19 protein-coding genes are annotated in these 26,756 nt (G+C 64.5%); 11 read left to right on the top strand and 8 right to left on the bottom strand.

From position 1 onward, the window contains the following. Positions 1–9 precede the first annotated feature (9 nt). Positions 10–648 (bottom strand): NrsF family protein, encoded by a 639-nt coding sequence (locus AC0L21_RS17665; RefSeq protein WP_473263093.1) that lies wholly within the window; start codon positions 646–648, stop codon positions 10–12. A gap of 2 nt (positions 649–650) precedes the next feature. Next, on the bottom strand, positions 651–1,196 hold the full coding sequence (locus AC0L21_RS17660; RefSeq protein ID WP_473263092.1) for a sigma-70 family RNA polymerase sigma factor: 546 nt from the start codon (positions 1,194–1,196) through the stop codon (positions 651–653). Positions 1,197–1,484: 288 nt separating this feature from the next. Here AC0L21_RS17660 and AC0L21_RS17655 point away from each other — a divergent pair, with 288 nt between their 5' ends. The 5 genes from AC0L21_RS17655 to AC0L21_RS17635 all read left to right on the top strand — a co-directional run bounded on the left by AC0L21_RS17655 (position 1,485) and on the right by AC0L21_RS17635 (position 6,306). Further along, positions 1,485–2,150, top strand: a complete 666-nt coding sequence (locus AC0L21_RS17655) for a hypothetical protein (protein WP_473263090.1) — start codon at positions 1,485–1,487, stop codon at positions 2,148–2,150. Positions 2,151–2,312: 162 nt separating this feature from the next. After that, entirely contained in the window at positions 2,313–3,092 is a 780-nt protein-coding gene (locus AC0L21_RS17650; protein ID WP_027516881.1) for an enoyl-CoA hydratase, read from the top strand. 187 nt (positions 3,093–3,279) lie between these two features. Continuing rightward, positions 3,280–4,710 (top strand): TolC family outer membrane protein, encoded by a 1,431-nt coding sequence (locus AC0L21_RS17645; protein WP_473263088.1) that lies wholly within the window; start codon positions 3,280–3,282, stop codon positions 4,708–4,710. Positions 4,711–4,734: 24 nt separating this feature from the next. Continuing rightward, complete coding sequence (locus tag AC0L21_RS17640; protein ID WP_473263086.1) at positions 4,735–5,292, top strand: P-loop NTPase family protein; 558 nt, start codon at positions 4,735–4,737, stop codon at positions 5,290–5,292. A gap of 51 nt (positions 5,293–5,343) precedes the next feature. Beyond that, positions 5,344–6,306: an amidohydrolase family protein gene (locus tag AC0L21_RS17635; protein ID WP_473263085.1), complete on the top strand. Its 963-nt coding sequence runs from the start codon at positions 5,344–5,346 to the stop codon at positions 6,304–6,306. 2 nt (positions 6,307–6,308) lie between these two features. Here AC0L21_RS17635 and AC0L21_RS17630 read toward each other — a convergent pair whose 3' ends face one another. From AC0L21_RS17630 to AC0L21_RS17620, 3 genes are all read right to left on the bottom strand, one after another. After that, complete coding sequence (locus tag AC0L21_RS17630; RefSeq protein ID WP_473263084.1) at positions 6,309–9,425, bottom strand: efflux RND transporter permease subunit; 3,117 nt, start codon at positions 9,423–9,425, stop codon at positions 6,309–6,311. 36 nt (positions 9,426–9,461) lie between these two features. Further along, positions 9,462–10,706, bottom strand: a complete 1,245-nt coding sequence (locus tag AC0L21_RS17625; RefSeq protein WP_473263083.1) for an efflux RND transporter periplasmic adaptor subunit — start codon at positions 10,704–10,706, stop codon at positions 9,462–9,464. A 145-nt stretch (positions 10,707–10,851) separates the two neighbouring features. Then, positions 10,852–12,264: a CoA transferase gene (locus AC0L21_RS17620; RefSeq protein ID WP_473263082.1), complete on the bottom strand. Its 1,413-nt coding sequence runs from the start codon at positions 12,262–12,264 to the stop codon at positions 10,852–10,854. Between the two features lie 54 nt (positions 12,265–12,318). Between AC0L21_RS17620 and AC0L21_RS17615 the strand changes: the two genes are divergently transcribed. Continuing rightward, entirely contained in the window at positions 12,319–12,606 is a 288-nt protein-coding gene (locus tag AC0L21_RS17615; RefSeq protein WP_247349873.1) for a hypothetical protein, read from the top strand. Between the two features lie 228 nt (positions 12,607–12,834). Next, positions 12,835–13,605 carry an SDR family NAD(P)-dependent oxidoreductase gene (locus AC0L21_RS17610; RefSeq protein WP_007593601.1) on the top strand — a complete coding sequence of 257 codons (771 nt, stop codon included), beginning with the start codon at positions 12,835–12,837 and terminating at the stop codon, positions 13,603–13,605. Positions 13,606–13,786: 181 nt separating this feature from the next. On the opposite strand, the gene AC0L21_RS17605 is transcribed toward AC0L21_RS17610, so the two are convergent. From AC0L21_RS17605 to AC0L21_RS17595, 3 genes are read right to left on the bottom strand one after another with little or no spacing between them, the layout of a single operon-like run. Then, positions 13,787–17,155 (bottom strand): error-prone DNA polymerase, encoded by a 3,369-nt coding sequence (locus tag AC0L21_RS17605; RefSeq protein WP_473263080.1) that lies wholly within the window; start codon positions 17,153–17,155, stop codon positions 13,787–13,789. Next, entirely contained in the window at positions 17,152–18,744 is a 1,593-nt protein-coding gene (locus AC0L21_RS17600; RefSeq protein WP_473263079.1) for a Y-family DNA polymerase, read from the bottom strand. Before AC0L21_RS17600 ends, AC0L21_RS17605 begins: the two co-directional genes overlap by 4 nt. Further along, positions 18,641–19,429, bottom strand: coding sequence for an ImuA family protein (locus tag AC0L21_RS17595; RefSeq protein WP_473263078.1), 789 nt, complete (start codon positions 19,427–19,429; stop codon positions 18,641–18,643). The genes AC0L21_RS17600 and AC0L21_RS17595 overlap by 104 nt, the downstream gene beginning before the upstream one ends. Before the next feature lie 162 nt (positions 19,430–19,591). On the opposite strand from AC0L21_RS17595, the gene AC0L21_RS17590 reads away from it, so the two are divergent. From AC0L21_RS17590 to AC0L21_RS17575, 4 genes are all read left to right on the top strand, one after another. After that, positions 19,592–20,827 (top strand): putative DNA modification/repair radical SAM protein, encoded by a 1,236-nt coding sequence (locus tag AC0L21_RS17590; RefSeq protein WP_473263077.1) that lies wholly within the window; start codon positions 19,592–19,594, stop codon positions 20,825–20,827. Next, positions 20,827–22,272 carry a UdgX family uracil-DNA binding protein gene (locus AC0L21_RS17585; protein WP_473263076.1) on the top strand — a complete coding sequence of 482 codons (1,446 nt, stop codon included), beginning with the start codon at positions 20,827–20,829 and terminating at the stop codon, positions 22,270–22,272. The genes AC0L21_RS17590 and AC0L21_RS17585 overlap by 1 nt, the downstream gene beginning before the upstream one ends. Before the next feature lie 98 nt (positions 22,273–22,370). After that, positions 22,371–23,999 carry an inorganic phosphate transporter gene (locus tag AC0L21_RS17580; protein WP_473263075.1) on the top strand — a complete coding sequence of 543 codons (1,629 nt, stop codon included), beginning with the start codon at positions 22,371–22,373 and terminating at the stop codon, positions 23,997–23,999. A 238-nt stretch (positions 24,000–24,237) separates the two neighbouring features. Continuing rightward, positions 24,238–26,751 carry a hypothetical protein gene (locus tag AC0L21_RS17575; protein ID WP_473263074.1) on the top strand — a complete coding sequence of 838 codons (2,514 nt, stop codon included), beginning with the start codon at positions 24,238–24,240 and terminating at the stop codon, positions 26,749–26,751. Positions 26,752–26,756: the final 5 nt, after the last annotated feature.

Raw genomic sequence — 26,756 nt, 5'->3', positions numbered from 1 at the left:
GCCGGCGAGCTAGTAGCGTAAGACCCTCGCCCCCACCGCCGCTCCAATTGCCGTCACCAACGCGGTGGCGAGCGTGTACCAGGTCGCGACGAACAGCGGCGAGTCGTCGGTGCAGTGCGAGGCATACAGCGTCGCGGCGAGCCCGGCTGACACCAGGCCGGCGAGCGCACCGGCGAGCGCGGGGTGCGACGGCGCGCCGTGGCGCAGGCCGAACAGAGCCCCGGCAAGCAGCGGCAGCGACATCGCAGGGATTGCGAACAGGCACACCCTGGAATTCTTGCCCATCAATCGCATTGTCATCGGCATGGCCGGCGCCATCATCGCCTCGCTGCCGATCGCCACCGCGAGCAGCCCGACCGGCAGCAGCAGCAGCCAGCCCCAGCCGCGCATCAGGGCTTCGGGCCGCGACAGATGCAGGCTGACGATGATCGCCGGGATCGCGAGCGACAGCGTGACCGCGAACTTCATGTCGAAGAATGGGTTGCGCATCGCGCTCATCACGTCGTGACGCACACCGAGGAAGGTGGCGAAGATCAGGATCGACAGAGGCGCGGCGACCAGCAGCGCCATTGTCAGCACCGCGCCGACGCGCGGTGCACGATGGGCGTTGTCGGCCGCGAGCGAGCGAATGAGTTGATCGGTATCCATGACTAGTGGTCCCGCAGTTTGGCAGTCAGTGCCGCAAGTCCGCGATGCAGCGCGACCCGTACTGCGCCCTCGCTCATCGAATATTTCACCGCTGTGTCCTTGATCGAGGTGCTGTCGACCGCGATCGACTGCAACACGTCGCGCTGGCGCTGCGGCAGCGCATTGAGCTGGCTGGCGACTTCGCCGGCCGAGACCGTCTCCTGCGGCGCCTCGCCCGGCAAGGTCTCGGCGAAATCGTCGATATTGACGAAGATCCGCCTGCCCCGTCGCCGCAGCATGTCGATCAGCTTGTTGCGGCCGATCGCAAACAGCCAGGGGGCGAAGGGGGCTTCGCTGTCCCAAGTGTGCCGCTTCAGATGCACCGCCAACAGAATCTCCTGCACGATATCCTCAGCCTGGTCGGGAGGCTGCCCGGCCCGGGCCAAGCCACGCCTCGCGGCAGCGCGCAGCACAGGCGTGACCGCCTTCAGCAGGCGATGATACGCCGCGTCATCGCCTGCCATGGCCGACCGCATCAGGCCGGTCCACTCGTCCTCACGTCCGCGCACGCGCGCCCCTCACCATGCAATTCGGCCGCTCTTTCAGTTTGTTACGCCGGCATCAGCAAGATCACGAATTCGTGATCTTGCTTGGCCACGCGACCGATGCGGCCGTCAGGATCTGCGACGGCTCATAACACCGATCGGTCCCGTACGCACCCGCGGCCGGCCGGGACGGCAAGGGTTTGCCGCGCTTTTGCCCGGTGTGGCCCGAAGATTCCCACTTTCTGCCCCGCTGTCGTCACGCACCAGGGTCTCTGTTCGGTCCGGGACGGGCGGACTTGGGGAGATGTCAACATGATGAAAGCCAGCGGGCGCGCGGCCCTGATTCTCCTGGCCGGGCTTTTCGTGCTGTTCGGGGGCGTTGCGCAGGCGGCGCCGAGTTCAGCCGCTAGCAGCAAGTCGGACAGCGCCAGCAAACAGGCCGACACGGTCAAGCCGACCAAGCAGCGGCATCACACGTCGCGCCACCGCGACAGCACCAAGACGGCACAGAAATCCGACGACAAGGCCGACAAAAAGGAGGCCGCGGCAACGGCCGATGAGACGAAGGCCGACAAGCGTGACGCGCCGGCCTCGAGCCAGATGCCGCCGGAAGTCGCCAACGCCAATGCGCAACTCGCCGCCGCCGATACGCCGACCGCGGCTGCCGCCTCCGCAATGACGGGCCGCGCCAACGACAACGTCCAGGCCGCGGCCGATAATACCGCCGCTCCGAACCCCGAGAGCCAGGTCGTCGCACCCGATCAGCTCAACGACATCGACCGCGCCTTGCAACAAGAGAACGCGCCGGCGCAGAAGGCGGTGATCGCCGCAACCGATGCGCAGCCGCGGCCGGCGCCGGTGATGGCAAGCAGCCAGCAGAGTTCGGCCTGGGACCAGAGCTCCCTGATCGGAAAAATCTTCATCGGCGTCGGCACGCTGCTGACGCTGGCCTCCGCCGCGCGCATGTTCATGGCGTGACTTTGGGGTGATTTTGGCCTGATCTCCGGTCCGCGGGACCTCGTCCGGAACGCGCATCTCGCCGCGTGTTCCGGCCGTCCTTGCTCCGGTGGCTTTGGCGCCTCTTGAAGCCCGCCGCGCCAGCGGGCACATTGCCCGCTCAACCAAAAGCGTGGGTGGAGCATGAGCACGTTCGAACACATCATCGTCGAAAGCAAAGGCGCGGTCGGCATCATCAAGCTGAACCGGCCGAAGCTGCTCAACGCACTCTCCTTCGGCGTCTTCCGCGAGATCGCCGCGGCCGTCGACGATCTCGAAGCCGATGACGCCATCGGCTGCATCGTCGTGACCGGCAGCGAGAAGGCATTTGCCGCCGGTGCCGACATCAAGGAGATGCAGCCGAAAGGCTTCATCGACATGTTCTCGGAGGATTTTGCCGCGATTGGCGGCGATCGGGTTGCACGCTGCCGCAAGCCGACGATCGCCGCAGTCGCGGGTTACGCGCTCGGCGGCGGCTGCGAGCTCGCGATGATGTGCGACTTCATCATCGCGGCCGACACCGCCAAATTTGGTCAACCCGAAATCACGCTCGGCACCATCCCCGGCATCGGCGGCACCCAGCGCCTGACCCGTGCGATCGGCAAGTCCAAGGCGATGGACCTTTGCCTCACCGGCCGCATGATGGATGCAGCCGAAGCCGAGCGCAGCGGCCTCGTCAGCCGCATCGTGCCGGCCGACAAGCTGATGGAAGAGGTGATGGCCGCGGCCGAGAAGATCGCCGCGATGTCGCGGCCCGCGGTCGCGATGGCCAAGGAAGCGGTCAACCGCGCCTTTGAGACCACGCTCGCCGAGGGCATGAGCGTCGAGCGCAACCTGTTCCACTCGACCTTCGCGCTGGAGGACCGCTCCGAGGGCATGGCGGCGTTCATCGAGAAGCGGAAGCCGGTGAACAAGAACCGGTAAGGAGGCCCGCGGTCAGGCTGGTGTAAGGCTCTGCCGCTTTCCCGCAGAATCCCTGTGACGAACCTGCAACAAGCACGGAATACATGGGGGTTTCCCCCGCGGCAGTTTGCCTGCGGGACCTCGGCTGGTTAAACAGCTAAGAGAGCCGCCGTCGGCGGGGGCGGACAGCCGGGATTTGCGGGATTACATGATTGGGCGTGCCGCCAGAGCTGGTCGCGTGATGGCGCGGCATCGATCGGGCGTGGCTCCTGTGCTCGCGACATGGACCACGCTGGCGCTCTGTTGCGCCCTGCCCTCCGCCGCATGGTCGGAAGCGCTGCCGGAGGCGCTCGCCAAGGCCTACCAGACCAATCCGCAGCTCAATGCCGAGCGCGCGCGGCAACGCGCCACCGACGAGAACGTGCCGCAGGCACTCTCCGGCTACCGGCCACAGATCGTCGCAAGCCTCAGCGCCGGGCTGCAATCGGTGCGCAACCTGCTGCCCGACAACACCATCCAGACCGCCAATCTGAAGCCGTGGATCATCGGCGTCACCGTGACGCAGACCCTGTTCAACGGCTTCCGCACCGCCAAAAACGTGCGCGCCGCCGAACTCCAGGTGCAGTCGGGCCGCGAGGCGCTGCGTAATTTCGGCCAGGGCGTGCTGCTCGACGGGGTCACCGCCTACACCAACGTGCTCGCCAACCAGTCGCTGGTCGAGGCGCAACGCTCCAACGTCGCCTTCCTGCGCGAAACGCTTTCGGTCACCCAGCGGCGCCTCAACGCCGGCGACGTCACGCCGACCGACAGCGCCCAGGCCGAGGCGCGGCTCAACCGCGGGCTTTCCGATCTCAATGCCGCCGAAGTCGCGCTGGCGGTCAGCCAGGCAATCTACGCGCAGGTGATCGGCAATGCGCCGTCGCAGCTTCGCGCTGCCGACGTCGTCGACCGCTATCTGCCGAAGAGCCGCGAAGACGCGCTGACGATGGCGATCCGTCAGCACCCGGCGGTGATGGCGGCAGGCTTCGACGTCGACGTCGCCTCCACCAATATCCGCGTCGCCGAAGGCGCGCTGCTGCCGAGCGCCAGCGTCCAGGGCAGCGCCAGCAAGAGCCGCAACAACGACCCGACGCTCGGCACCTTCGCCGAAGACCAGGCCTCGATCGTCGCCAATGTCACCGTGCCGATCTACGACGGCGGCCAGGCCGCCGCACAGACCCGGCAGGCCAAGGAAATCACGGCGCAGAGCCGGCTCGTGCTCGACCAGGTGCGCAACCAGGCGCGCACGGCGGCGGTCAGCGCCTGGGTTGCCAATGAAGGCGCCAAGATCGCGGTCTCGGCCTCGGAATCCGAAGTAAAAGCGGCGACCGTCGCGCTCCAGGGCGTGCAGCGCGAGGCCGCCGGCGGACAGCGCACGACGGTGGACGTGCTGAACTCGCAGGCCGATCTGATCCAGGCCAAGGCCCGCCTGATCGGCGCCAATCGCGACCGCGTGATCGCCTCCTACACCCTGCTCAGCGCCGTCGGCCATCTCGACGTCAAGACCTTGAGCCTGAACACGCCGGACTATCTGCCCGAGGTGCACTACCATCAGGTCCGCGACGCCTGGCACGGCCTGCGCACGCCGTCCGGGCAGTAGTTTCAATCGTCTGGCTCGGTGCCGATGAAAAGCCGCCGCATCCATCTGATGGGAGCTTCCGGCTCCGGCGTGACGACGATCGGCCGCGCGCTCGCGAGCCTGCTAGCGCTGCCGCATCACGACAGCGATGATTATTTCTGGCTGCCGACGGCGCCGCCCTACCAGACCACGCGCCCCGCCGCCGAGCGTCTGCGCCTGATGCGCGAGATGTTTTTGCCGCGGCTCGATTGGGTGCTGAGCGGGACGGTCACCGGTTGGGGCGACGAGCTCGTCCCATTCTTCGATCTCGTCGTCTTTGTGACGACGCCGCGCGAGCTTCGCTTGCAGCGCCTGCGTGGCCGCGAGGCTACGCATTTCGGAGCGGATGCCGTCGCACAGGGTGGCTGGCGTCATGAGGAGGCGGAGTCGTTCGTCGATTGGGCCTCGCACTACGAAGCCGGCGATCGCGAGGGCCGCAGTCTCGCAAAAGATGAGGCGTGGCTCGCGAAGCTGCCCTGCCCGGTCGTGCGCGTCGACGGCTCACGCCCGCTTGCGGACCTCGTCGAGCAGCTATGCAGCGAAGCGCAGCGGCTGCCGGGCTGATGTGATACTGTCCCGACGCCACTGCCAAATAACAAAACGGGGAGAGAAACCATGCTCAGCCGACGCGGCGTCCTGCTTGCCTCCCTTGCCGCCGGAGTTGCCATGTCGAACAAAGCCCACGCACGTGCCGCGCAGCCCGCGACGCCAGTCAATTTCGACGTCCCGGCCCATGCCTGCGACTGTCACACCCACATCCATGGCGATGTCGAAAAATTTCCGTTCTTCGCGGGCCGCGTCTACACGCCGGAGCCGGCTTCGCCGGAGGAAATGGCCGCGTTGCACAAGGCGCTGCATATCGAGCGCGTTGTGATCGTGACACCGAGTGTCTACGGCACCGACAACTCCTCGACGCTGTTCGGCATGAAGGCGCGTGGCGCGGCCGCGCGCGGGGTGGCCGTGATCGACGACAAAACGACCGAGGCCCAGCTTGACACGATGCAGGCAGACGGCTTTCGCGGTGTCCGCCTCAATCTCGCGACCGGCGGCGTCAACGACCCCAATGTCGGCCGGCCGCGCTTCACCGCCGCAGTCGAGCGCATGAAGGCGCGCGGCTGGCACGTGCAGCTCTACACCACGTTGCCCATGATCTCGGCGATCAAGGACCTCGTCGAGACGGCGCCGGTACCTGTTGTATTCGACCATTTCGGCGGCCTTGAGGCTTCGCTCGGGCTGGAGCAGCCGGGATTTGCCGACCTGGTCGCGCTGGTGAAATCCGGCAAGGCCTATGTCAAGATTTCCGGCGCTTACCGCTCGTCGAAGCTCGCGCCCGATTATCAGGACATGGTGCCCTATGCCCGCGCGCTGATCGCGGCGAACGCGGACCGCGTCGTCTGGGGGACTGATTGGCCGCATCCGGATTCGAGCCGTGTCGAGGGACGCAAAGCCACCGACATCGCACCGCTTTACCAGATCGACGACGGCCGCCTGCTCAACCAGCTTCCGGTGTGGGCGCCGGATGCGGATGTACGCAAGAAGATCCTGGTCGAAAACCCGGCGCAACTCTACGGATTTTGACGTCAGCGTGCGCGGCGGGAGAAGAAGGAGATCAGCACCGGCAGCGTCACCAGGATCACGATGGGGGCGAGCATCATGCCTGTCACCACGACCACCGCGAGCGGCTTCTGCACCTGCGAGCCGATGCCTTCCGACAGCGCGGCCGGCAACAGACCGATGCCGGCGACGACGCAGGTCATCAGCACCGGCCGAAGCTGCAATTCGCCGGTGCGTATCACCGCGCTCATGCGGTCCATGCCCTCTTCGATGAGCTGGTTGAACTGCGACAGGATGATGATGCCGTCCATCACGGCGATGCCGAACAGCGCGATGAAGCCGATGGCCGCCGAGACACTGAAGGCGGTGCCGGTGATCAAGAGACCGAGCACGCCGCCGAAGATCGCCATCGGGATCACGCTCATGGCGAGCAGCGTGTCGGTCATCGAGCCGAAATTGAACCAGAGCAGGACGCCGATCAGCGCGAGCGAGATCGGCACGACGATCGACAATCGCCGGATCGCGTCCTGGAGATTGCCGAATTCGCCGACCCAATCCATGTGCGCGCCGGGCGGCAGCTGCACCTGATCGGCGATCTTCTGCTGCGCCTCGCGGATCGCGCTGCCGAGGTCGCGTTCACGCACCGAGAATTTGATCGGCAGATAGCGTTCCTGCTGCTCGCGATAAATGTAGGCCGCTCCCGAGACGAGGCTGATGGTGGCGACCTCGCTCAGGGGTATCTGCGTGACGGTGCCGTTCGGTCCGGGCGCGCCGATCCGCAAATTCTGGATCGCTTCGGCACTCCTGCGGAATTCCGGCGCGAGACGAACGATGATCGGGAAGTGGCGGTCGCTTCCGGCCTCATAGATGTCGCCGGCAGTGTCGCCGCCGATCGCGACCTTGATGGTGGCGTTGATGTCGCCCGGCGCAAGGCCATAGCGCGCGGCCTTGGCACGGTTGATGTCGATCTGGATGGTCGGCTGCCCGAGTGAGGTGAACACCGCAAGATCGGTGACGCCCTGCACGGTTGCCAGCACCGACTTGATCTTGTTGGCGGTGTCGGTCAGCGCCTGGAGATCGCTGCCGAAGAGCTTGATGGAATTCTCGCCCTTCACGCCGGAGACGGCTTCGGACACATTGTCCTGGAGATATTGCGAGAAGTTGAACTCGACGCCGGGGAAGCGATCGTCGAGCTGCTTGAGCAGCTGCGCGGTCAGCTCTTCCTTATCGCGGGTGCCGGGCCATTGGCTCGCGGGCTTGAGCGGTGCGAAGAACTCGGCGTTGAAGAAGCCGGCGGCGTCGGTGCCGTCATCAGGGCGGCCGTGCTGCGACACCACGGATTCCACTTCAGGCCGCGCGCGGATCACCTTGCGCATCTCGTTGACGTAGGAGTTGCCTTCCTGGAGCGAGATGGTCGGCGGCAGCGTGGCTCGGATCCAGAGATTGCCCTCCTCCAGCTTCGGCAGGAATTCGAGGCCAAGCAACCGGCTGAGCGCAACCGTCATCAGCACGAGGCCGAACGCGCCACCAAGCATGATGCCGCGGTTGGCGACCGCCCAATGCAGTACCGGCATGTAGATCCGATGCAGGATCAGCATCACCCTGGTCTCGGTCTCCCTGACATGCGCCGGCAGGATGATCGCGGACAGCGCCGGGGTGACGGTGAAGGTCGCAAGCAGTCCGCCGGCCAGCGCGTAGGCATAGGTGCGCGCCATCGGCCCGAAGATGTTGCCCTCGACGCCGGAGAGCGTGAACAGAGGGAGGAAGGCCGCGATGATGATCGCCGCGGCGAAGAAAATCGAACGTGAGACATCGGCCGCCGCGCTGAGGATGGCGTGGCTTTTCATGCCGAACAGCGTCTCGGACGACATCTGCTCGGATTCCGACATCGGCGTCGTCTGCGTCAGGCGCCGGAAGATCGCCTCCACCATGATCACGGTGGCATCGACGATCAGGCCGAAATCGATCGCGCCGACCGACAGCAGGTTCGCCGATTCCCCGCGCAGCACCAGGATGATCACCGCGAAGAACAGCGCGAACGGAATGGTGGCGCCGACGATCAGCGCACTGCGGAGATCGCCGAGGAATATCCACTGCAGCAGCACGATCAAGAGAATGCCGACCACCATGTTGTGCAGCACGGTATGGGTGGTGAGCTCGATCAGGTCGCCGCGGTCGTAGATGCGCTCGATGCGCACGCCGGGCGGCAGGATGCTGGACTCGTTGATGGTTTGAACGAGCTGGTGGACGCGCTTGATGGTTGGCGAGCTCTGCTCGCCACGGCGCATCAGGACGATGCCTTGCACGATGTCGTCGGCCTCGTCGAGGCCGGCGATGCCGAGACGGGGCTTCTGGCCCACGGTCACGGTGGCGACGTCCTTGACCAGCACCGGATTGCCGTTGGTCTGCGAGACCATGGTGTTGGCGAGGTCGTCGATCGAGCGGATCAGGCCGACGCCGCGCACCACGGCCGATTGCTGACCGATATTGACGGTATTGCCGCCGACATTGACGTTGGAATTGCCGACCGCCTGGAGCAATTGCGGCAGCGTCAGGCCGTTGGCGACCAGCTTGTTGAAGTCGACCTGGAGCTCGTAGGTCTTGCTCTTGCCGCCCCACCCGGTGACGTCGATCACGCCGGGCACGGCACGGAAGCGCCGCTGGAGGATCCAGTCCTGGATGGTCTTGAGGTCGAGCACGCTGTAGTTCGGCGGACCGACGAGACGGTAGCGGAAGATTTCGCCAATCGGGCTGAGCGGCGAGATCTGCGGCTGCACGTTGCCGGGCAGCGGCGCGAGCTGCGCCAGGCGGTTCAAGACCTGCTGCAACGCCTCGTCATAGGTGTAGGCGAAGGAGAACTGCAGTTTGACGTCGGAGAGACCGTAGAGCGAGATGGTGCGAATGGTCGTCACGTTCTTCAGACCCGCAACCTGGGTCTCGATCGGAATCGTGATGTAGCGCTCGATCTCCTCCGCCGACAGGCCCGGACTCTGCGTCACGATGTCGACCATCGGCGGGGTCGGATCCGGATAAGCCTCGATGTTGAGCTGGTTGAACGCGATCAGGCCGCCGATGAGCACGGCGACGAACATCCCGACCATCAGGAAGCGCCGGTTGACGGCAAGGGCGACGAGGCGATCCATTCAGGTCTTCAGCTTGTCTTTTTCCCGGCCCGTCGATCAGCTGCCGGACGCCGCGCGGTCGATGAACAGGCTGCCTTTGGTGACAACCTGCTCGCCGGGCTTCAGATTGCTGGTGACCTCGACGAGATTGCCATTGATGAGACCGATCTTGATCTCGCGCAGCTCGACCGACTTGTCCTCGCGTGCGACCCAGAGGCGGACCTTGTCGGCTTCGTAGATCAAGGCCTGCTTCGGTACCGCTGGCGCGGCGCGGTCGCCGAACGAATAGATCGTGACGTTGGCGAACATCTCCGGCTTGAGCAGACCGTCCTTGTTGTCGATAGTGGCGCGGACCAACAAGCGGCGGGTGTTCGGATCGATCGCGGCGGCGACGTAGTTGACCTTGGCAGTCAAGGGGCGGCCCGGCAGCGCCATCACGTTGACGCTGATGTCCTGCCCGATGCACACGGCAGCCGCATCGCTCTCGCGCACGAAGGCGGTGAGCCAGACCGTGGAGAGGTCGCCGACGACGAAGACCGGATCGCTGGCGCCCGAATTGACGTACTGGCCGGGGCCGATCTTACGCTGCACGACCGTGCCCGCGATCGGCGAATAGATCGTGACTTCCGGATTGATGACGCCCTTGTCCTGGAACGCCTTGATGGTCTCGTCGGTGAAGCCGAGGATACGCAGCTTGTTGCGCGCGGCTTCCAGCGCCGTGGTCGAGGAGCGCATGTCGTTCTGCGCCTGAACCTGGGTCGCTTCCGCCTGCTGATAGTCCTTCAGTGGGATGGCATGACCCTCATAGAGGTCCTTGGCGCGCTTGAACTGGATGTCGGCAAGATCGATCGCCGACTTCGCCTTGTTCTGCGAGCTCATCGCCGCAATGAAATCGTTCTGGGCCTGCACGGTGTCGGCGGCCTCGATTGTGAACAGCGGTTGACCTTGCTTCAGCACCTCGCCGGGCTTGGCGAGCAGCTTGGTCACCCGACCCGCATAGGGCGAAAACACCGGCGTCGAACGGTCCTCGTCGACTGCGACCTTGCCCTCGGTGACATACTCGGCGCGGAAGGTCTTGGCCTTGACCGGCTCGATCGTTAGCGTCGCCCATTCCGACGGCGTCGGCGTGAAGTTCTGCGCATTTCTGCGCGACTGGCTGGAGATCTCGGAGTGGCTCTTCTCCTTGGCTCCCGCATGGAGGAAGCCGTAGGCCCCGGCACCGGCAAGAGCTAGTAAAACTACGGATGTAATCATCCGTTGTTTTGTAAGCACCTGCAATCGCTTGGTATTTTCAACTACCATGGGGCCCGGTCATGTCTGCGATGATACCGGCGGATGCCGGCCTCATCGGTCGCGCTAATAGTGCCGAATTGTGATTTCAAACAACCTAAAAAACGCTGGCGGCCTTTCGGTTTGCGTTAAAAATTTGCGACACGTCAGCTTCACGTCAGCTTGTCACCGGCCACTCTGCCGGATGGCTGCCGAGCGGCTTCGCCGGACGGCTCCATTGCGCCGGCGTCTTCGACAGCAGTGCCGAATGGCGCACCGCCTTCAACGTGCCGAAGCCAGATGGCATGCTCTCGATGAATGCAGCATGTACGGCCTCGCCCGTAATATCCGGGGTGTTCAGGCCATTTTCGAGCCGTCCGAGATTCCACAGCCAGCGCCCGGTCTGCGCCAGCGACACGCGCACGTGCCAGCTGCCGCCTTCGCGGGCCTGGCGGGCCTTGGCCATCATCGCGCCGAACGCCATCAGATAGCCGGTGGCGTGGTCGAGCATCTGTGCCGGCAATTCTTTCGGTCCATCAATGCCGGCAGCCTGTCCCTCGGCATGGTTGAAGCCGGTCGTGGTCTGCACGAGCGAATCGAAGCCGCGCCGTTCCGCCCAGGGGCCGGCATGGCCATAGGCCGACAGCGTCACGTAGACGATGCCGGGGTTGATTGTCGCCGCGTCCTCCGGCGTAAAGCCGAGAGCAGCAAGCGCGCGCGGGCGATAGCCTTGCGAGAAGATGTCGGCGTCTCTCAAGAGCTCGCGCAACCGCGCACGTCCGGCCTCGCTCTTCAGCTCGATGAAGGTGGTGAGCTTGCCGCGGCCGGTGTCGATGGTCAGCCACGGAATGGCCGGCAGTTCGGGGCCTGACACGAGCAGCACATCCGCGCCGTGCGCGGCGAGCGTGCGGCCGGCGACGGGGCCCGCGATGACGCGCGAAAGATCGAGCACGCGCAGGCCGGAGAGCGGGCGATCGCCTTTTGGCAGTCGTTGCGGCCATGGCTTCGGCGGGGCCTCGCCGATCTTCTCGATCGAGACCAGCGGCAATTCGGCAAGCGCGCGGGCCTGCGGCAGCGCCGACCATTCGTCGTAACTCCGCATTAGCGCAACGACGCCGCCCGCGGCGTAGGCCGCGGTCTCGAAATCCTCGCCCTTCCATTGCATCAATGCGGCCTGCACCTTCTCGCGCTCGGGCTCGCAGCCAAGCACCTTGCAGACGGCGTCGCGATGATGCGGGAAATTGGTGTGGCAGCGGACGAAGCGGTTGTCGCCGGTTCTGTAGACGCCGGCGATGGCGTCCCAGGCGGGCGGCGGTGGCTTGTCGTCGACGCGCAAGTAGCGCTCGGAGCGGCATTCGGCGACGGCATGGCGCAGGTCGACGCTAACGTCCTGCGCCTCGCCGCTGTGCAATCTCCAGATTTCGGCGGCGGCAAGGCCGGCGGCGGCGATCGTTGTCTGGCCGGCAATTGCGACGCGGAACGAAGACGGGATTTGCGGCTCCTCGCCCGTCAGCCGCACGCGCGCAAGCGCGGCGGCGTCACCGCCGGCGGACGTCCAGATACCACTGAGAATCTCGGCGGGGCTTTGCATGACCCTTCTCTCCCTCTAGTTTGCGACCATCGCATTAGCACACGAGGACATGCAATGGCCGCCATCGACCCCCTCACGGCAGGCGCCGTGTTCATTGCAACGGCGGCCACCGACGCGGTCTACGTCATGTTCACCTCGGCCGTGATCGCGCGCAAGCGCGTGCCCGCGGCGAACTGGAGCGCGGTCTGGTACATGCTCTCGTCCTATGCGGTGATCAGCTACACCGAGAATGCTTTCTATGTGGCTTTCGCGGCGATCGGCTCCTGGGCCGGCGCCTACGTTTCACTGACGTACCTGCACCGCCCGCCCGGCGGCCCGCCGGTGGGCGCGGCACCGGAGTGAGGGCCCTCGATGTGAGCGGCGCGATCGACCACATGCTCGGCGTCGTCCTGGCGAAAGCCAGGACCCATTACCCCGGTCGATTTTTGTTGAAATGCGCTTTGGCCACAGCATCGCACAGCAACGGAGGTTTGTGGTAATGGGTCCTGGCTTTCGCCAGGACGACAGTGGAGAGGCACTGCGCTTTGTTCGCGACGACAGCGGGCGACCAACAAAAAGGAAAACCAAACAATGGATCTCGGTCTCAAGGGCAAGAACGCCGTCGTGCTTGGCGGCACGCGCGGCATCGGGCGGGCGATTGCGGCGACGCTGGCCGGCGAAGGCAGCAATGTCGCGGTGTGTGCACGCAACGCCGATCAGGTTGCCGCTACCGTTACGGAGTTGAAGGCCAGCGGGATCCGCGCGACCGGCGGCCCCGTCGATGTCACCGACGGCGCGGCACTGAAATCCTGGATCGAGAGCGCGGCAAAGGAGCTTGGCGGCATCGACATGCTGTTCTCCAACGCGGGTGCGATGGCGCAGGGCCATGATGCCGCATCGTGGGAACAGAATTTTCGGCTCGACCTGCTCGGCGCCGTGCACGCGTTCGACGCCGCGCGGCCGTTCCTCGAGGCCAGCGGTGCGAGCAGCGGCGACGCCGCCTTCGTCATCATCTCCTCGATCTCAGCGGCGCAAGCGGACACGGCGAGCTCCTATGGCCCGATCAAGGCGGCGTTGATCCACATGGCCAAGGGGCTCGCGCGGCAGTACGCGAAGAAGAAGATTCGCGTCAACGTGGTCTCGCCCGGCACGGTCTATTTCAAGGGCGGCGTCTGGAATACGATCGAGCAGAACATGCCCGAGCGCTACAATGATGCGATGAAGCGTAACCCCACCGGCCGCATGGCCACGCCACAGGAGATCGCGAGCGCAGCGGTGTTTCTGGCGAGCCCGGTGTCGGGGTTCACCACGGGCTCCAATCTGGTGGTGGACGGCGCGATCTCGAACCGGGTGAATTTCTAGGCGGGCATGCGCGTCCCTGCCTTTCCGTCATCCTGAGGTGCGAAGCTTGCGATGTAAAGCATCGCAAGAAGAGCCTCGAAGGATGAATGGCCGAGCTGGCAGCCGGGCCGTCGCCCTTCGAGGGCCGCTGAAGAAGCGGCCACCTCAGGGTGACGGTGCGAGAGCGGCGCGGCCCACACCCTCAATGGAAGTCCCGCGACGGCGGCAGGATGCGGACGTTGCGGGGATGGCGAAGTTTTTGCGCGGGCGCATCCGGGTGGGCGCGGGGATCGTCGTTGAGCGGCTCGATCGGGGCGGCGCCTGCCGGCACCGGATGCTTGCGGCCGAGGGCGTCGTTGGCGAGGCCGACCAGATCGTGCGAGCGGTCGATCATGCGCTGGGCAATGAGGTGCGTCACCTTTTCTGGGCTGCTCTGGATGTAGCCCTCGACCAGGATGAGGCGTGCGCCCATCACTTCTTTCCGGTACTGCTCCATGATCTTCGGCCACACCACGACATTGGCGATGCCGGTTTCGTCCTCCAGTGTCATGAACACGACGCCGCTGGCGCTGCCCGGCCGCTGCCGTACCAGCACGACGCCGGCACAGCGGACGCGGCGCCGCTCGTTCTCATGATTGATGTCCTTGCAGGCGACGATGCGCTCGCGCGTAAACATCTCGCGCAAAAATTCCATCGGATGCCCCTTCAGCGATAACCGAATGGTCTGGTAGTCCGCGACCACCTGTTCGGCGCGCGGCATCACCGGCAACGGCCTGGCGTGCTCGTCCGGCTGCTCGCGTGCGGTGGCCACCTCGAACAGCGGCAGCGGAACATCGTCGGGCAGGCGACGCACCTGCCACAGCGCCTCGCGGCGGTCGAGCCCGAGCGAGCGGAACGCGTCGGCATCCGCGAGCAGGATCAGCGCGCGCTTGGGCAGTCCGGTGTCGCGAGCGAAGTCTTCCAGAGAGGTGAAGGGCCGGCGGTTGCGGGCGGCGACGATGCGATCGGCCCAGTCGGGCGCTCTCTCCACATGGTCATTCCGGGACGCGCCTCTTTTGAGCCTTTCCTCATCCTCATCCAGCCAGTGGAAACCGTCGATCTGGCGGAAGCCGAGACGTACCGCGCAATATCCGCCGTTTCCCTGCTCCAGCGTGCTCTGCGCAAAACTGTAGGTCACATCGATCTCGCGCATCTCGACGCCGTTCTTGCGGGCATCACCGACGATCTGGGCCGGCGCGTAGAAGCCCATCGGCTGCGAGTTCAGCAGGCCGCAGCAGAATGCATCAGGGTGATAATGCTTCAGCCATGAGGAAATGTAGACAAGCTGCGCGAAGCTTGCGGCATGGCTCTCCGGAAAACCGTAGGAGCCAAAGCCCTTGATCTGGTCGAAGCAGCTTTTGGCGAAGTTCGGATCGTAGCCGCGCGCGACCATGTTGCCGATCAGCTTCTCCTCGTATTGGCCGATGGTGCCGACATTGCGGAAGGTCGCCATCGAGCGGCGCAGGCCGTTGGCTTCCTCGGAGGTGAATTTTGCCGCCTCGATCGCAATGCGCATCGCCTGCTCCTGGAACAGCGGCACGCCCAACGTTTTGTGCAGCACATTGTAAAGCTCGTCCTTGTCGCCATGCTCCGGTGACGGCGACGGATAGCTTACCTTTTCCAGGCGGTTCCGCCGCCGCAAATACGGATGCACCATGTCGCCCTGGATCGGTCCCGGCCGCACGATCGCGACTTCGATGACGAGGTCGTAAAAGGTCCGTGGCTTCAGCCGCGGCAGCATGTTCATCTGGGCGCGGCTCTCGACCTGGAACACGCCGAGCGACTCCCCGTCGCACAGCATGTCGTAGACTTTGGAATCATCCTGCGGGACGCTCGCCAGCATCCAGCGTTCACCCTTGTGCTGCTCGATCAGATCAAAGCACTTGCGGATGCAGGTGAGCATGCCCAGCGCGAGCACGTCGACCTTCATCATGCTGAGCGCGTCGACATCGTCCTTGTCCCATTCGATGAAGGTGCGATCATCCATCGCGGCATTGCCGATCGGCACATAGGTGTCGAGCCGGTCTTGCGTGAGCACATAGCCGCCGACATGCTGGGACAGATGACGCGGGAATTCGATCAGCTCGGTCGCGAGCTCGACCGCGAGGTTGATCATGGAATTTTGCGGATCGAGGCCGGCCTGCCTGACCTGCATGTCGTTGAGGCCCTTGCCCCAGCTTCCCCAGACGGTGTCGGCGAGTGCCGCGGTGACATCCTCGGTCAGGCCCAGCGCCTTGCCGACGTCGCGGATGGCGCTGCGCGGGCGATAATGAATGACGGTGGCGATGATTGCGGCGCGATGGCGGCCGTAACGGCGATAGACATATTGCATCACCTCCTCGCGCCGCGAATGCTCGAAATCGACGTCGATGTCGGGCGGCTCCAGCCGCTCCTTGGAGATGAAGCGCTCGAACAGCAGATCGACTTTGGTCGGGTCGACCGAGGTGATGCCGAGCACGTAACAGACCGCCGAATTCGCCGCCGATCCCCGCCCCTGGCATAAAATGTTCTGGCTGCGCGCGTAATGCACGATGTCGTGCACGGTGAGGAAGTAATGCGCGTATTTCAGTTCGGCAATCAGCGCGAGCTCTTTCTTCAGGGTGGCGCGCAGCTTGTCGTCGATCTCGCCGCCAAAATATTTGTCGACACCCGCCCAGGTCAAATCCTCCAGATGCCCTTGCGCGGTCTTGCCCCGTGGTACCGGCTCATCCGGATACTGGTATTTGAGCTGGTCGAGCGAGAAGGCGATCTTGTCCGCAAAACGCATGGTCTCCGCGGCAGCCTCAGGGAAATCGCGGAACAGCCGCGCCATCTCCCTGGGCGCCTTCAGAAACCGTTCTGCATTGCCTTCCAGCTTCCGGCCGACCGCCTCGATCGTGGTCTTTTCCCGGATGCAGGTCAGCACGTCCTGGAGGGGACGGCGCGCGGGGTGGTGATAGAGCACCTCGTTGGTCGCAAGCAGCGGTACTTTTGCTTTTGAGGCGAGATCATCGAGCTGCGCGAGGCGGCGGCGGTCGTCACCGCGATAGACCAGGCTCGCCGCCAGCCACACGCCCTCGGCGCGACTTGCCTTCAGCTTGGCGAGGGTGTCCTGCGCTTGCGCCGTATCGAAGCGATGCGGCAGCGTCAGGATCAGGAGCTGGCCTTCGGAAAACGCAAGGAGATCGGCGAAGGTGAGATGGCATTCGCCCTTCGCGATCCGCGTGATGTCGTCGCCGCGCTTGCCCCGGGTGAGAAGCTGGCACAGCCGGCCATAGGCGGCGCGGTCACGCGGATAGACCAGGATATCCGGCGTGCCGTCGATGAAGACGATGCGGGTGCCGATCAGAAGCTTCGGCTTGTGCAGCACCTTGTCATTGTCGAGCTCCTTGTAGGCGCGTACCACACCGGCGAGCGTGTTGTGGTCGGCGATGCCGATCACGGGAATGCCGAGCTTGCTGGCCTGGTGCACATAGGCGCGCGGATCCGAGCCGCCGCGCAGGAAGGAGAAATTCGTGGTGATGCCGATCTCGGCATAAGCGGGTATGTTCATGCGAAGAGACCGTGCACATACCAACCGGGAGGAGCGGGCTTGCCGTCGCCGTCGAAGCACTCCCCCTCGTAAAGACCGTCGCGAAAGATCCAGAAGCGCAGGCCCTCGGCATCCTCGATACGGAAATAGTCCCGCGTCAGTTGCTTGCCGTCCTGCCGCCACCATTCCATGGCGATGCGCTCGGGGCCTTCCACCCGCACCACCGCATGCTGCGCGCGGCGCCAGGTGAATTGATGCGGCGGCCCGTCGGGCACGGTCGCGAACGGCACATTGATCGGTTCAGGCTTGTCGAACAGCCGCAACGGACGCAATGGCGGCTCAGTCTCGGTGCGCGCGGGCCATTCGGCCTGCATGGCCACGGCGAGATGATGCTGCGCCGGCGCGGCCAGCACCGCACATTCGGGGATATGCGTATCCTGCGGCAGATGCACGACGACGCGCTTTCCGCCGATGCGCGCGGCGATGCGGTCGATCAGCGCGGCAAGCTCGTCATTGTCGTGGACATGGGCGTCGAGATCGCGCTGCTCCTGCACCACGATCTCGGTGCGGCTTGCCGACAGCCGCACCATGTCGAAGCCGAAGCCGGGATCGAGCGGGTCGACGAGGGCATCGAGACGCTCGCGGAACAGCCGGTCGACGACCGCGCTCCGCGTCACGGGACGTCCAGTCTCGACCATGATCGCGCGCACCGCGCCATCGGCCCGGAAGAATGTGGCCTCCAGCCGGCGCGCGCCCTTGCCCTGCTTCTCCATCGACGCAATCAACGTATCCGCCAGACGCGACAGCGTCATCGCGATCATGGTGTCGGTCGCGATCGGCTCGGCAAAGCGTTTCTCCACGATGTAATCGGGCAGCGGCTTTCGTGGATTGATCGGCGCATCGCCCTGCCCCAGCGCATGCGCGAGCAGCGTGGAGAACCGCGCACCGAACCGCGCCGTGATTTCGCTCGGCGTGCGCGAGGCAACATCGCCGATCGTCTTCAAGCCGGCGCGGCGCAAACCGGTGCTGATGGTCTCGCCCGCGCCGAGCGCGGACACCGGAAACCGGCTGATTGCCGCCGCCTCCCCGCCATCGGCAACGATGGTCCCTGATGATTGCCGCGTCAGCGTGCGCGCGCAGACCGAGGTGCCGGCGATCGCCGCGCTGACGGCAAAGCCCTGGCGATCGAGGGCACGGACAAGGGTTTGCAACAGCGCAGCCTCGCCGCCAAACAGATGCGCGCAGCCGGTGATGTCGAGAAACAACCCGTGCGGCGGATCGAGCGCTACAAGCGGCGTGAAGCGGTCGCACCAGTCGGCGATGTCGCCGATCGTCTTCGCATCAGCCACGGCATCGGCGTCGAACACCTTTAGATCCGGACACATCGCCCGGGCATTGGCCAGGGGCTGGCCGATATGCAGACCGAGGCGCTCGGCCGCCTCGTCCAGCGCATGGATCACCAGCGCGTTGCTGTCCTTGGCAACGACGATGCTGGGTGCATTATTTTCATGCAGTCCGACGTTGCCGAAGAACCGCTGGATCCGATCGATGGGCAGGCGCGGCAGCCACAGGCTGAGGATACGCCGACGATTCAGAGAACTGGCACTCATCACATTTCCATTCCATGATCCACCGGCCGCACGGGCCATGACGATTGCGCAGGAGCTCGGCATCGAAGCGCGGCGCCCCCCAAGCGCTCCACATCGCGCCCGGCGACGAATGCGCCGCGCGAAGCATCCATCTGGTCTCGGCGGTTGAGGGCAAAGGTTGCGCGGCCATCCGCAGCAGCAAGCCGGTGACACCAGAAGACTGCGCAGCCAGCGTCAGCTTGCGGCTCGCCACAAGATCAAACTGCCTGGTCTCGCCCCAGAGCTCGAGCACGACGGCGCCCAGCGCATCGCAGGCGAGCGCATCGGCCGACGTCCGCAGCGCACTCTCCACGTCGGCGGCGCGCACCATCACCATGCGGCGCGGATCGAGACCGATCTCGGCGAGCCCGCTCATCGACAGCGCGCCGGCTTCAATGTCCGAAAAATCCTGCCGCACCCACAGCAGCGGTTTGCGTGCCGTCATGCGCCCCGCAAGTCCGGTGACAAAGCCGGTCGCGGCCGCGCCCTGACGTCCTTCGCAAAATACCTCGTGGATTGCCGCGCGTGCGAGCCCGCCCTTCAGCGCGCTGTCGACTTCGCTATGGCCGAGCGCGACACGGTCGCGATGATGCACGACCTCCGCCGTCTCGATGCGCTCGATCTGGCCGCGCAAGGCTGCAAGCGCGCTTGTTCGTGCGCCGCTCATATACGCCGCTCCTCAAGGGTGATTGCCGGTGGCTCTCAAAAAGAGAACCAGCGGCTAGCTCATTTGTTCATGATATGTTCTAATATAAAGCTAACGACACCCCGGGAGTCAATCGAATTGGCGGGCCTTGGGATTCATGAGCTGAATCAAAGGGATTCCGATATGGACGTGCAACGCAAGCTGGAAATCCTGGCGGACGCCGCCAAGTACGACGCGTCCTGCGCCTCCAGCGGCACCGAGAGGCGGGATTCCAGCGACGGCAAGGGCATGGGCTCGACCGCGCCCGGCATGGGCATCTGCCATTCCTACGCGCCGGACGGCCGGTGCATTTCGCTGCTCAAGGTGCTGCTGACCAACGCCTGCAATTACGACTGCCTCTATTGCGTCAACCGGGCCTCCTCCAACGTGCCGCGTGCCCGCTTCACCATCGACGAAGTCGTCAAGCTGACGCTCGACTTTTACCGGCGCAATTACATCGAAGGACTGTTTCTCTCCTCCGGCATCATCCGCAACCCCGACTACACCATGGAGCAGGTGGTGAGCGTCGCGCGCAAACTGCGCGAGGAGCATCACTTCCGCGGCTACATCCATCTCAAGACTATCCCCGAGGCCGACGATGCATTGATCTCCGAGGCCGGCAAATATGCCGACCGTCTCTCCATAAACATCGAGATGCCACAGGAGACGAGCCTGCAGCAATTCGCGCCCGAGAAAGACGTGCGCGCGATCCGCCGCACCATGGGCCGGCTGCGGCTGAAGCTGGACGAGGCCGAGGAAAGCCGCAGCGCGAAGACGAAAGCCAAGCCGCAGCGCTTCGCGCCGGCCGGCCAGAGCACGCAGATGATCGTCGGCGCCGACGCGGCCTCCGACCACACCATCCTCCACACCAGCGCCAATCTCTACGGTTCATATCGGCTGAGGCGCGTCTATTATTCCGCGTTCAGTCCGATCCCCGATGCCAGCCGCGCGCTGCCTCTGCGCGCGCCGCCCTTGCTGCGCGAGCACCGACTCTATCAGGCCGATTGGCTGATGCGGTTCTACGGCTTCGACGTCGGCGAGATCGTCGACGACAGCGCGATGCTGCCGCTCGACATCGATCCAAAACTCGCCTGGGCGCTGCGCCACCGCGACCGCTTCCCGCTCGACGTCAACCGCGCCAGCCGCGAAGAATTGTTGCGCGTGCCGGGCTTCGGCACCAAGGCGGTCGAGCGCATCATCGCGACGCGACGCACGACCACGATCCGCATCGCCGATCTCGCGCGGCTGCATGTGCCCCGCAACAAGGCGCTGCCGTTCATCGTCCTCAGCGATCACCGGCCCGCGCCACATCGCCTCGACGAGGCACGGCTGATCGAACGATTCAAGCCGAAGGCAACACAACTGGGATTTGGCTTCTGATGCAGTACATCACCCTCGAGAACGAAACCGATTTCGACGGCTGGCGCAAAGCCGCGCGTAGCCTCGTGCTTCATCAGGTGAAACCGGCCGATGTCACCTGGGCCGTGCAGGGCGGCGAAGCGGAGCTGTTCGCGACGCCCTCGCCGTCTCCTCCGCCGCCGGCGGCTGGCGACGGCACCTTCAACGTGCCTGCAAAATTCGTCGAGCTCGCCAAGGCCGCGATCCTGCATCGCGATCCCGAGCGTTTCGCGATCCTCTATCGCCTGCTGTTTCGGCTGAAGGGCAATCACGACCTCATCGAGGTCGCGACCGATGCCGATGTCGCGCAAGTCACGGCCATGGCAAAGGCGGTCTACCGCGACGAGCACAAGATGCATGCCTTCGTGCGCTTCCGCGAGATCGGCAGGGAACGCGAAGCACATTACGTCGCGTGGTTCGAGCCGGAGCATCATATCGTCGAGCTCGCGGCGCCGTTTTTCGCCAAGCGCTTTGCCGACATGCCCTGGTCGATCCTGACGGCGGATTTGTGCGCACATTGGGATGGCCACGCGCTCTCGTTCACATCAGGCGTCAGCAAGAGCGAGGCGCCGAGCGAAGACCGGCTGGAGGAAACCTGGCGGCGTTACTACGCCAGCATCTTCAATCCGGCCCGCCTGAAGGTGAAGGCGATGCAAACGGAGATGCCGAAGAAATATTGGAGGAACCTGCCCGAGGCTTCGATCATTAAGCCCTTGATCGAGGACGCCGAACGCATGACCGGCGCCATGATCGCCAATGCCGCAACCGATCCACACAAGCCTCAAAAGCGGCCGGAGGCTCCGATGAAACGCAAGCTTGCTCCCGACGATCTCGAAGCGCTCCGCGAGGAGGCCGCCCATTGCCGCGCCTGCCATCTCTACAAGGACGCGACCCAGACCGTGTTCGGCGAGGGCCCGAGGTCCGCCAATATCATGCTGGTCGGCGAACAGCCCGGCGACAAGGAAGACCTCGCCGGCCATCCCTTCGTCGGTCCGGCCGGCCAGATGCTCGACCGGGCGCTGCAGGAGGCCGGCGTCGATCGCAAGAAGGTCTATGTCACCAACGCGGTGAAGCACTTCAAATTCGTGCCGCGCGGCAAAATCCGCCTGCATCAGAAGCCGAACACGCCGGAGATAAAGGCCTGCCGACAGTGGTATGAGCGGGAAGTCTCCGTCATCCAACCCGATCTCATCGTCGCGATGGGCGCGACCGCCGCGCAGAGCGTATTCGGCAAGATCACCCCGATCGGAAAGAACCGCGGCCGGCTGATCGACCTGCCCGACGGTCACAAGGCGCTGGTGACGGTGCACCCGTCCTATCTGCTGCGGTTGCCCGATCCGGAAGCCAAGGTGCTGGAATATCAGCGCTTTGTCGAAGATTTGAAGATCGTCGCCGGGTTGCAGAAGAAAGCCGCGCGCGCCGCGTAAAGAACGGCGGGAAAACGGGTTTCCACCGCTGCTTGTCATCCAGCCTTCAAATCCATCGGGGACAATAGCCCTTACAGAAAGTTAAGGGGCGTCCAGACATGACTGATGTTGCATTCGACCGCGCGGTAGCCGATCCCGCGCCGATCCAGCCGGCCTCGCGGCCAAATCTCGACAAGGGCTTCAATCCGCTGACACTGATCCTGTTCTTCGGCATCCTCGCCGCGGGCCTGCTCTATGTGGCCTACAGCATCTATTCGGATGTCGATGCGACCGGCACGCGGGTCACGAGCTACCTGCCCTATATCCTCCTTATCGTTGCCCTCCTGATCGCGCTCGGCTTCGAATTCGTCAACGGCTTCCACGACACCGCCAACGCAGTTGCGACCGTGATCTACACCCATTCGCTGCCGGCCGAAGTCGCGGTGATGTGGTCGGGCTTCTTCAACTTCCTCGGCGTGCTGCTCTCGTCCGGCGCCGTGGCCTTCGGCATCGTCTCGCTGCTGCCGGTCGAGCTGATCCTGCAGGTCGGCTCCAGCGCCGGTTTCGCGATGGTGTTCGCGCTGCTGATCGCCGCGATCCTTTGGAACCTCGGCACCTGGTATTTCGGCCTGCCGGCCTCCTCCTCGCACACGCTGATCGGCTCGATCATCGGCGTCGGCGTCGCGAACGCGCTGATGCGCGGCCGCGACGGCACCTCGGGTGTGGACTGGGGCAAGGCCACGGAGATCGGCTATGCGCTCCTGCTGTCACCGCTGGTCGGCTTCGTCTGCGCCGCCGGCCTGCTGCTGCTGCTCAAGCTGATGATCAAGAACCCGGCGCTCTATGCCGCTCCTGAGGGCAACAAAGCCCCGCCGATCTGGATTCGCGGCCTGCTGATCCTGACCTGCACCGGCGTCAGCTTCGCCCACGGTTCGAACGACGGCCAGAAGGGCATGGGCCTGATCATGCTGATCCTGATCGGCACCGTGCCCACGGCCTATGCGCTCAACCGCGCATTGCCGGAGTCGCAGGTCGCCCAGTTCGCGAAGGTCTCGGAAGCCGCCTCCAAGGTGGTTGCGGCCAAGGGCGCCGGCCATGCGATCATCGGCGACCCCCGTCCTGCGGTGACGCAGTACGTCACCTCGCGTCACATCAGCGAAGGCACTTATCCTTCGCTGGCAGTGCTGGTGAAGGATGTCGGCGAGCAGGTCGCGAAATACGGTTCGCTGAACAAGGTGCCGGCGGAAGTCGTCGGCAATACCCGCAACGACATGTACCTGACTTCGGAAGCGATCCGCTTCCTGATGAAGGACAAGGAAAACGACCTTAGCAAGGACGAGGTCGCGACCTTGAACGCCTACAAGGGCGGGCTCGACAGCGCGACCAAGTTCATCCCGACCTGGGTGAAGGTCGCGGTCGCCATCGCGCTCGGCCTCGGCACCATGATCGGCTGGAAGCGCATCGTCGTGACCGTCGGCGAGAAGATCGGCAAGACCCATCTCACCTACGCGCAGGGTGCCTCCGCCGAGCTCGTCGCCGCCGCCACGATCGGCGCCGCCGACGTGTTCGGCCTGCCGGTCTCGACCACCCACGTGCTGTCGTCCGGCGTCGCCGGCACCATGGCCGCGAACGGTTCGGGTCTCCAGGTCGCCACCATCAGGAACATGGTGATGGCCTGGGTGCTGACCTTGCCGGTCGCCATCCTGTTGTCAGGCACACTGTACGTGATCTTCTCGCGGATCTTCTGAGCCAAAGACCGGCACCGCTGACAGCCAGGGGGCCCGCTCCGAGCAGAGCGGGCCTTTTGCTTTGCCGACGCGCGCCCAAAACCATCCTGCCGTCGATTGTCCGGAAGCCATCCACATCTTCAGATTGTGGTTCGTCTCAATGCATGATTACATGCTCGCCGATCCACGGTCCGGCGGACCTTGTCAGGTCCCCGCGCCCCGATTGCCGGATCGATTTTTTTGCGGGACTGATCATTTCATGACGACCTCATCGAAATGCGATGGCGCGTTGGACCATTTCGGCCCTGTCGAGGTGAATTCGAAGTGCACGATGAACGAAGGCCCGCAGGTAAAGGCCGGAGAGACCTGGTCTTTCAGTGCCCACGGCCGCTGGAAGGACTGGTTTATATCGTGCGGGCCCGACGGGTATCGCAATTTCCTCGCCGATATTTTCCAGATTCAACCGCGCTTTGCAGGTCAGAACTGGTTCTGCCTGTGCGGCGAGGTCCCGGGCACCAGTGAACGTTTCGCAATCGGGCGGGGCTGCACTCACCGGTTCGAAAACTCCGGCCGGGTGACCTTCTATGCCAACGACCTGCTCAGCAAGTACGGCAACAATCACGGCTCCGTCGAGCTGACGGCCGTTCGCGGCGGCATTGCGGCAGGCATTCCAGAGGACGACGCCGATACCTACCAGGGCCTTACGGGACGCTGGCTCCTGATCCGCCGGACATTCGAGAAAACCCGCGGCATCGGCACCCTGGCGATCCTCGTGCTAGGTGCCTCGCTGGCTCTCGCCTTTCTGCCGCAGGGCATCGACCTCGTACGTGCCATCGGAGACGACTCGCTCGAGGCGCCGAAACGTCAGCTCGTCGCTTTCGTCCTCGGGCTGTTGTTCCTCGGAATTCAATCCTGGCTCTGGCCGCGGCTCTTGATCGACTTCAACTACGGCCTCGACCGAACCAGCTGGCGGCCGAGACGACTGCTGGAATGGGTACCTCGCATACTCGGTGTTGCTCCATTCCTTCTCGTCCTGATTGCGCTCATTCCGCAAAGGAATTTCGGGCTGCCCATCGTCCTGGTAATTGTGGCACTGGGATTCCTTGCCTTTCTGATCAAGCGCGAAGATTTGACCAGGCGCTTTCGTCCGGGCTCAAGACGGATTGGGTTTGCGCCCTGGTGGATCGGCACAAGTCTGCTGCTCGCGGTCGCGCTAATGGCGTTCGCGACCTTAGCGCCGGTGACATTTGGCCATGCCTTCGGTGCGCCTGCTGTCGTCTTCATCGGCATCGGGCTGATCATCCCGCCAACCATCATCGCGATCCAGACCGGAGGCGGTCTTCGCCTGCCCGTCGTTGCGGCCACGCTGGTCGCGGCGGGCGTTTTCAGTCTCTGGATGGACAATCACGCCGTCGGCCGTCGCGCGTTCGGACGAGGTCCTGAGCCGGTCGCAGTCGCCGAACGGCTCACGCTCGCGGAGGCCTATGCGACCTGGCGGAAACAACAGAAGGATCCGCTGAAAGGCGGGGCACTTCCGATGGTGCTGGTTGCGTCCGAGGGCGGAGCATCACGAGCCGGAGACTGGACCGGGGAGGTCTTGGGCGCTCTGCATCAGTCGAGCAACGGCCAGCTCGCGCAGAGCCTGTTCGCGATCAGCTCGGTCTCGGGCGGTAGCGTCGGAGCGGTCGGCTACTCTGCCTTCCTTCATGTCGAGCCCGCCGTCCCGCCCCGGCAGCTCGCCAAGAGCCTGCCCCAGTTCACGGGCGACGATGCGCTGAGTCCGAGCCTGACGGGCATGCTGTTTCCCGACCTGCTTCAGCGTTTCCTTCCCTTCGCATTCCTGCCCGATCGCGCCGAGGCGCTGGAACGAGCCTGGGAGGCAGCCTGGGACGACTCATGCCCGGCTGGTGGAACGAACTGCGCATATCTGCTGCAAAAACCCTTCCTGACGCTCGCCCCCAAGAAGGACCAGCCCTGGCGCCCGATTCTCATCGTCAACGGCGCGAGCGAAGAGACCGGCCGGAGGATTCTCACCAGCACAGTCAATCTCGGCAAAGCGATCGACGCGGATGACTTCCACCAGATCGCAATGCGCGACGTTGCGATATCGACCGCAATTCATAATGGGGCCCGCTTTCCGTGGATCAGCCCGGCCGGCACTCTGACCAAGAACGGAAAACGGCAAGGTCACATCTTGGATGGCGGCTATTTCGACGCGGCAGGTGTCGCAACTCTCGGCGAACTGGCGCAGGCGATCGCAGCATTACCGGAGCGGGCCGACCCCCTCCACTTCATCTTCGTCTTCGTCGGTTTCGACGGAACGACAGAGCAATCCCGTCCTCCGGGCGAGCAACCGACGCAGCAATCGCTTTCGACCGGCGGCACGAAAGCGGCGCCGGAGCCCACGGCGAGGCAGGACACACCGGAAGAGCAGGGCAACACCGCGATGCTGCTCAATGAAACGCTCGCGCCACTCCTCGGCCTGTTCGCCAGCCGAGCCGGACACGAAGTTCACATCATGAACGCCTTCGTCAACACGCCGGCCCTGCCGCCGAACGTCACCGCGGAGTTCGTGCCGCTCATGCTTTGCAAGGACATGGTCAACGGCAGTATCTTCGAGCCCCCGATGGATTGGGCGCTGTCGGAGGCCGCCCGCAAATTCATTCACGGCGCGCTCGGCTTTGAGCCGAACGCACCGTGTTCGCGCAACGGCGTATCAGCCAATGCCGAGGCGTTGCAGAAGATCGCCACGACGATCAAAAGACCAGACTGACACCG

It is taken from the genome of Bradyrhizobium sp. WSM4873, assembly GCF_055811355.1.
The sequence above is the reverse complement of the archived record's forward strand: the minus strand, read 5'-3'. Positions and strand labels throughout refer to the sequence as shown.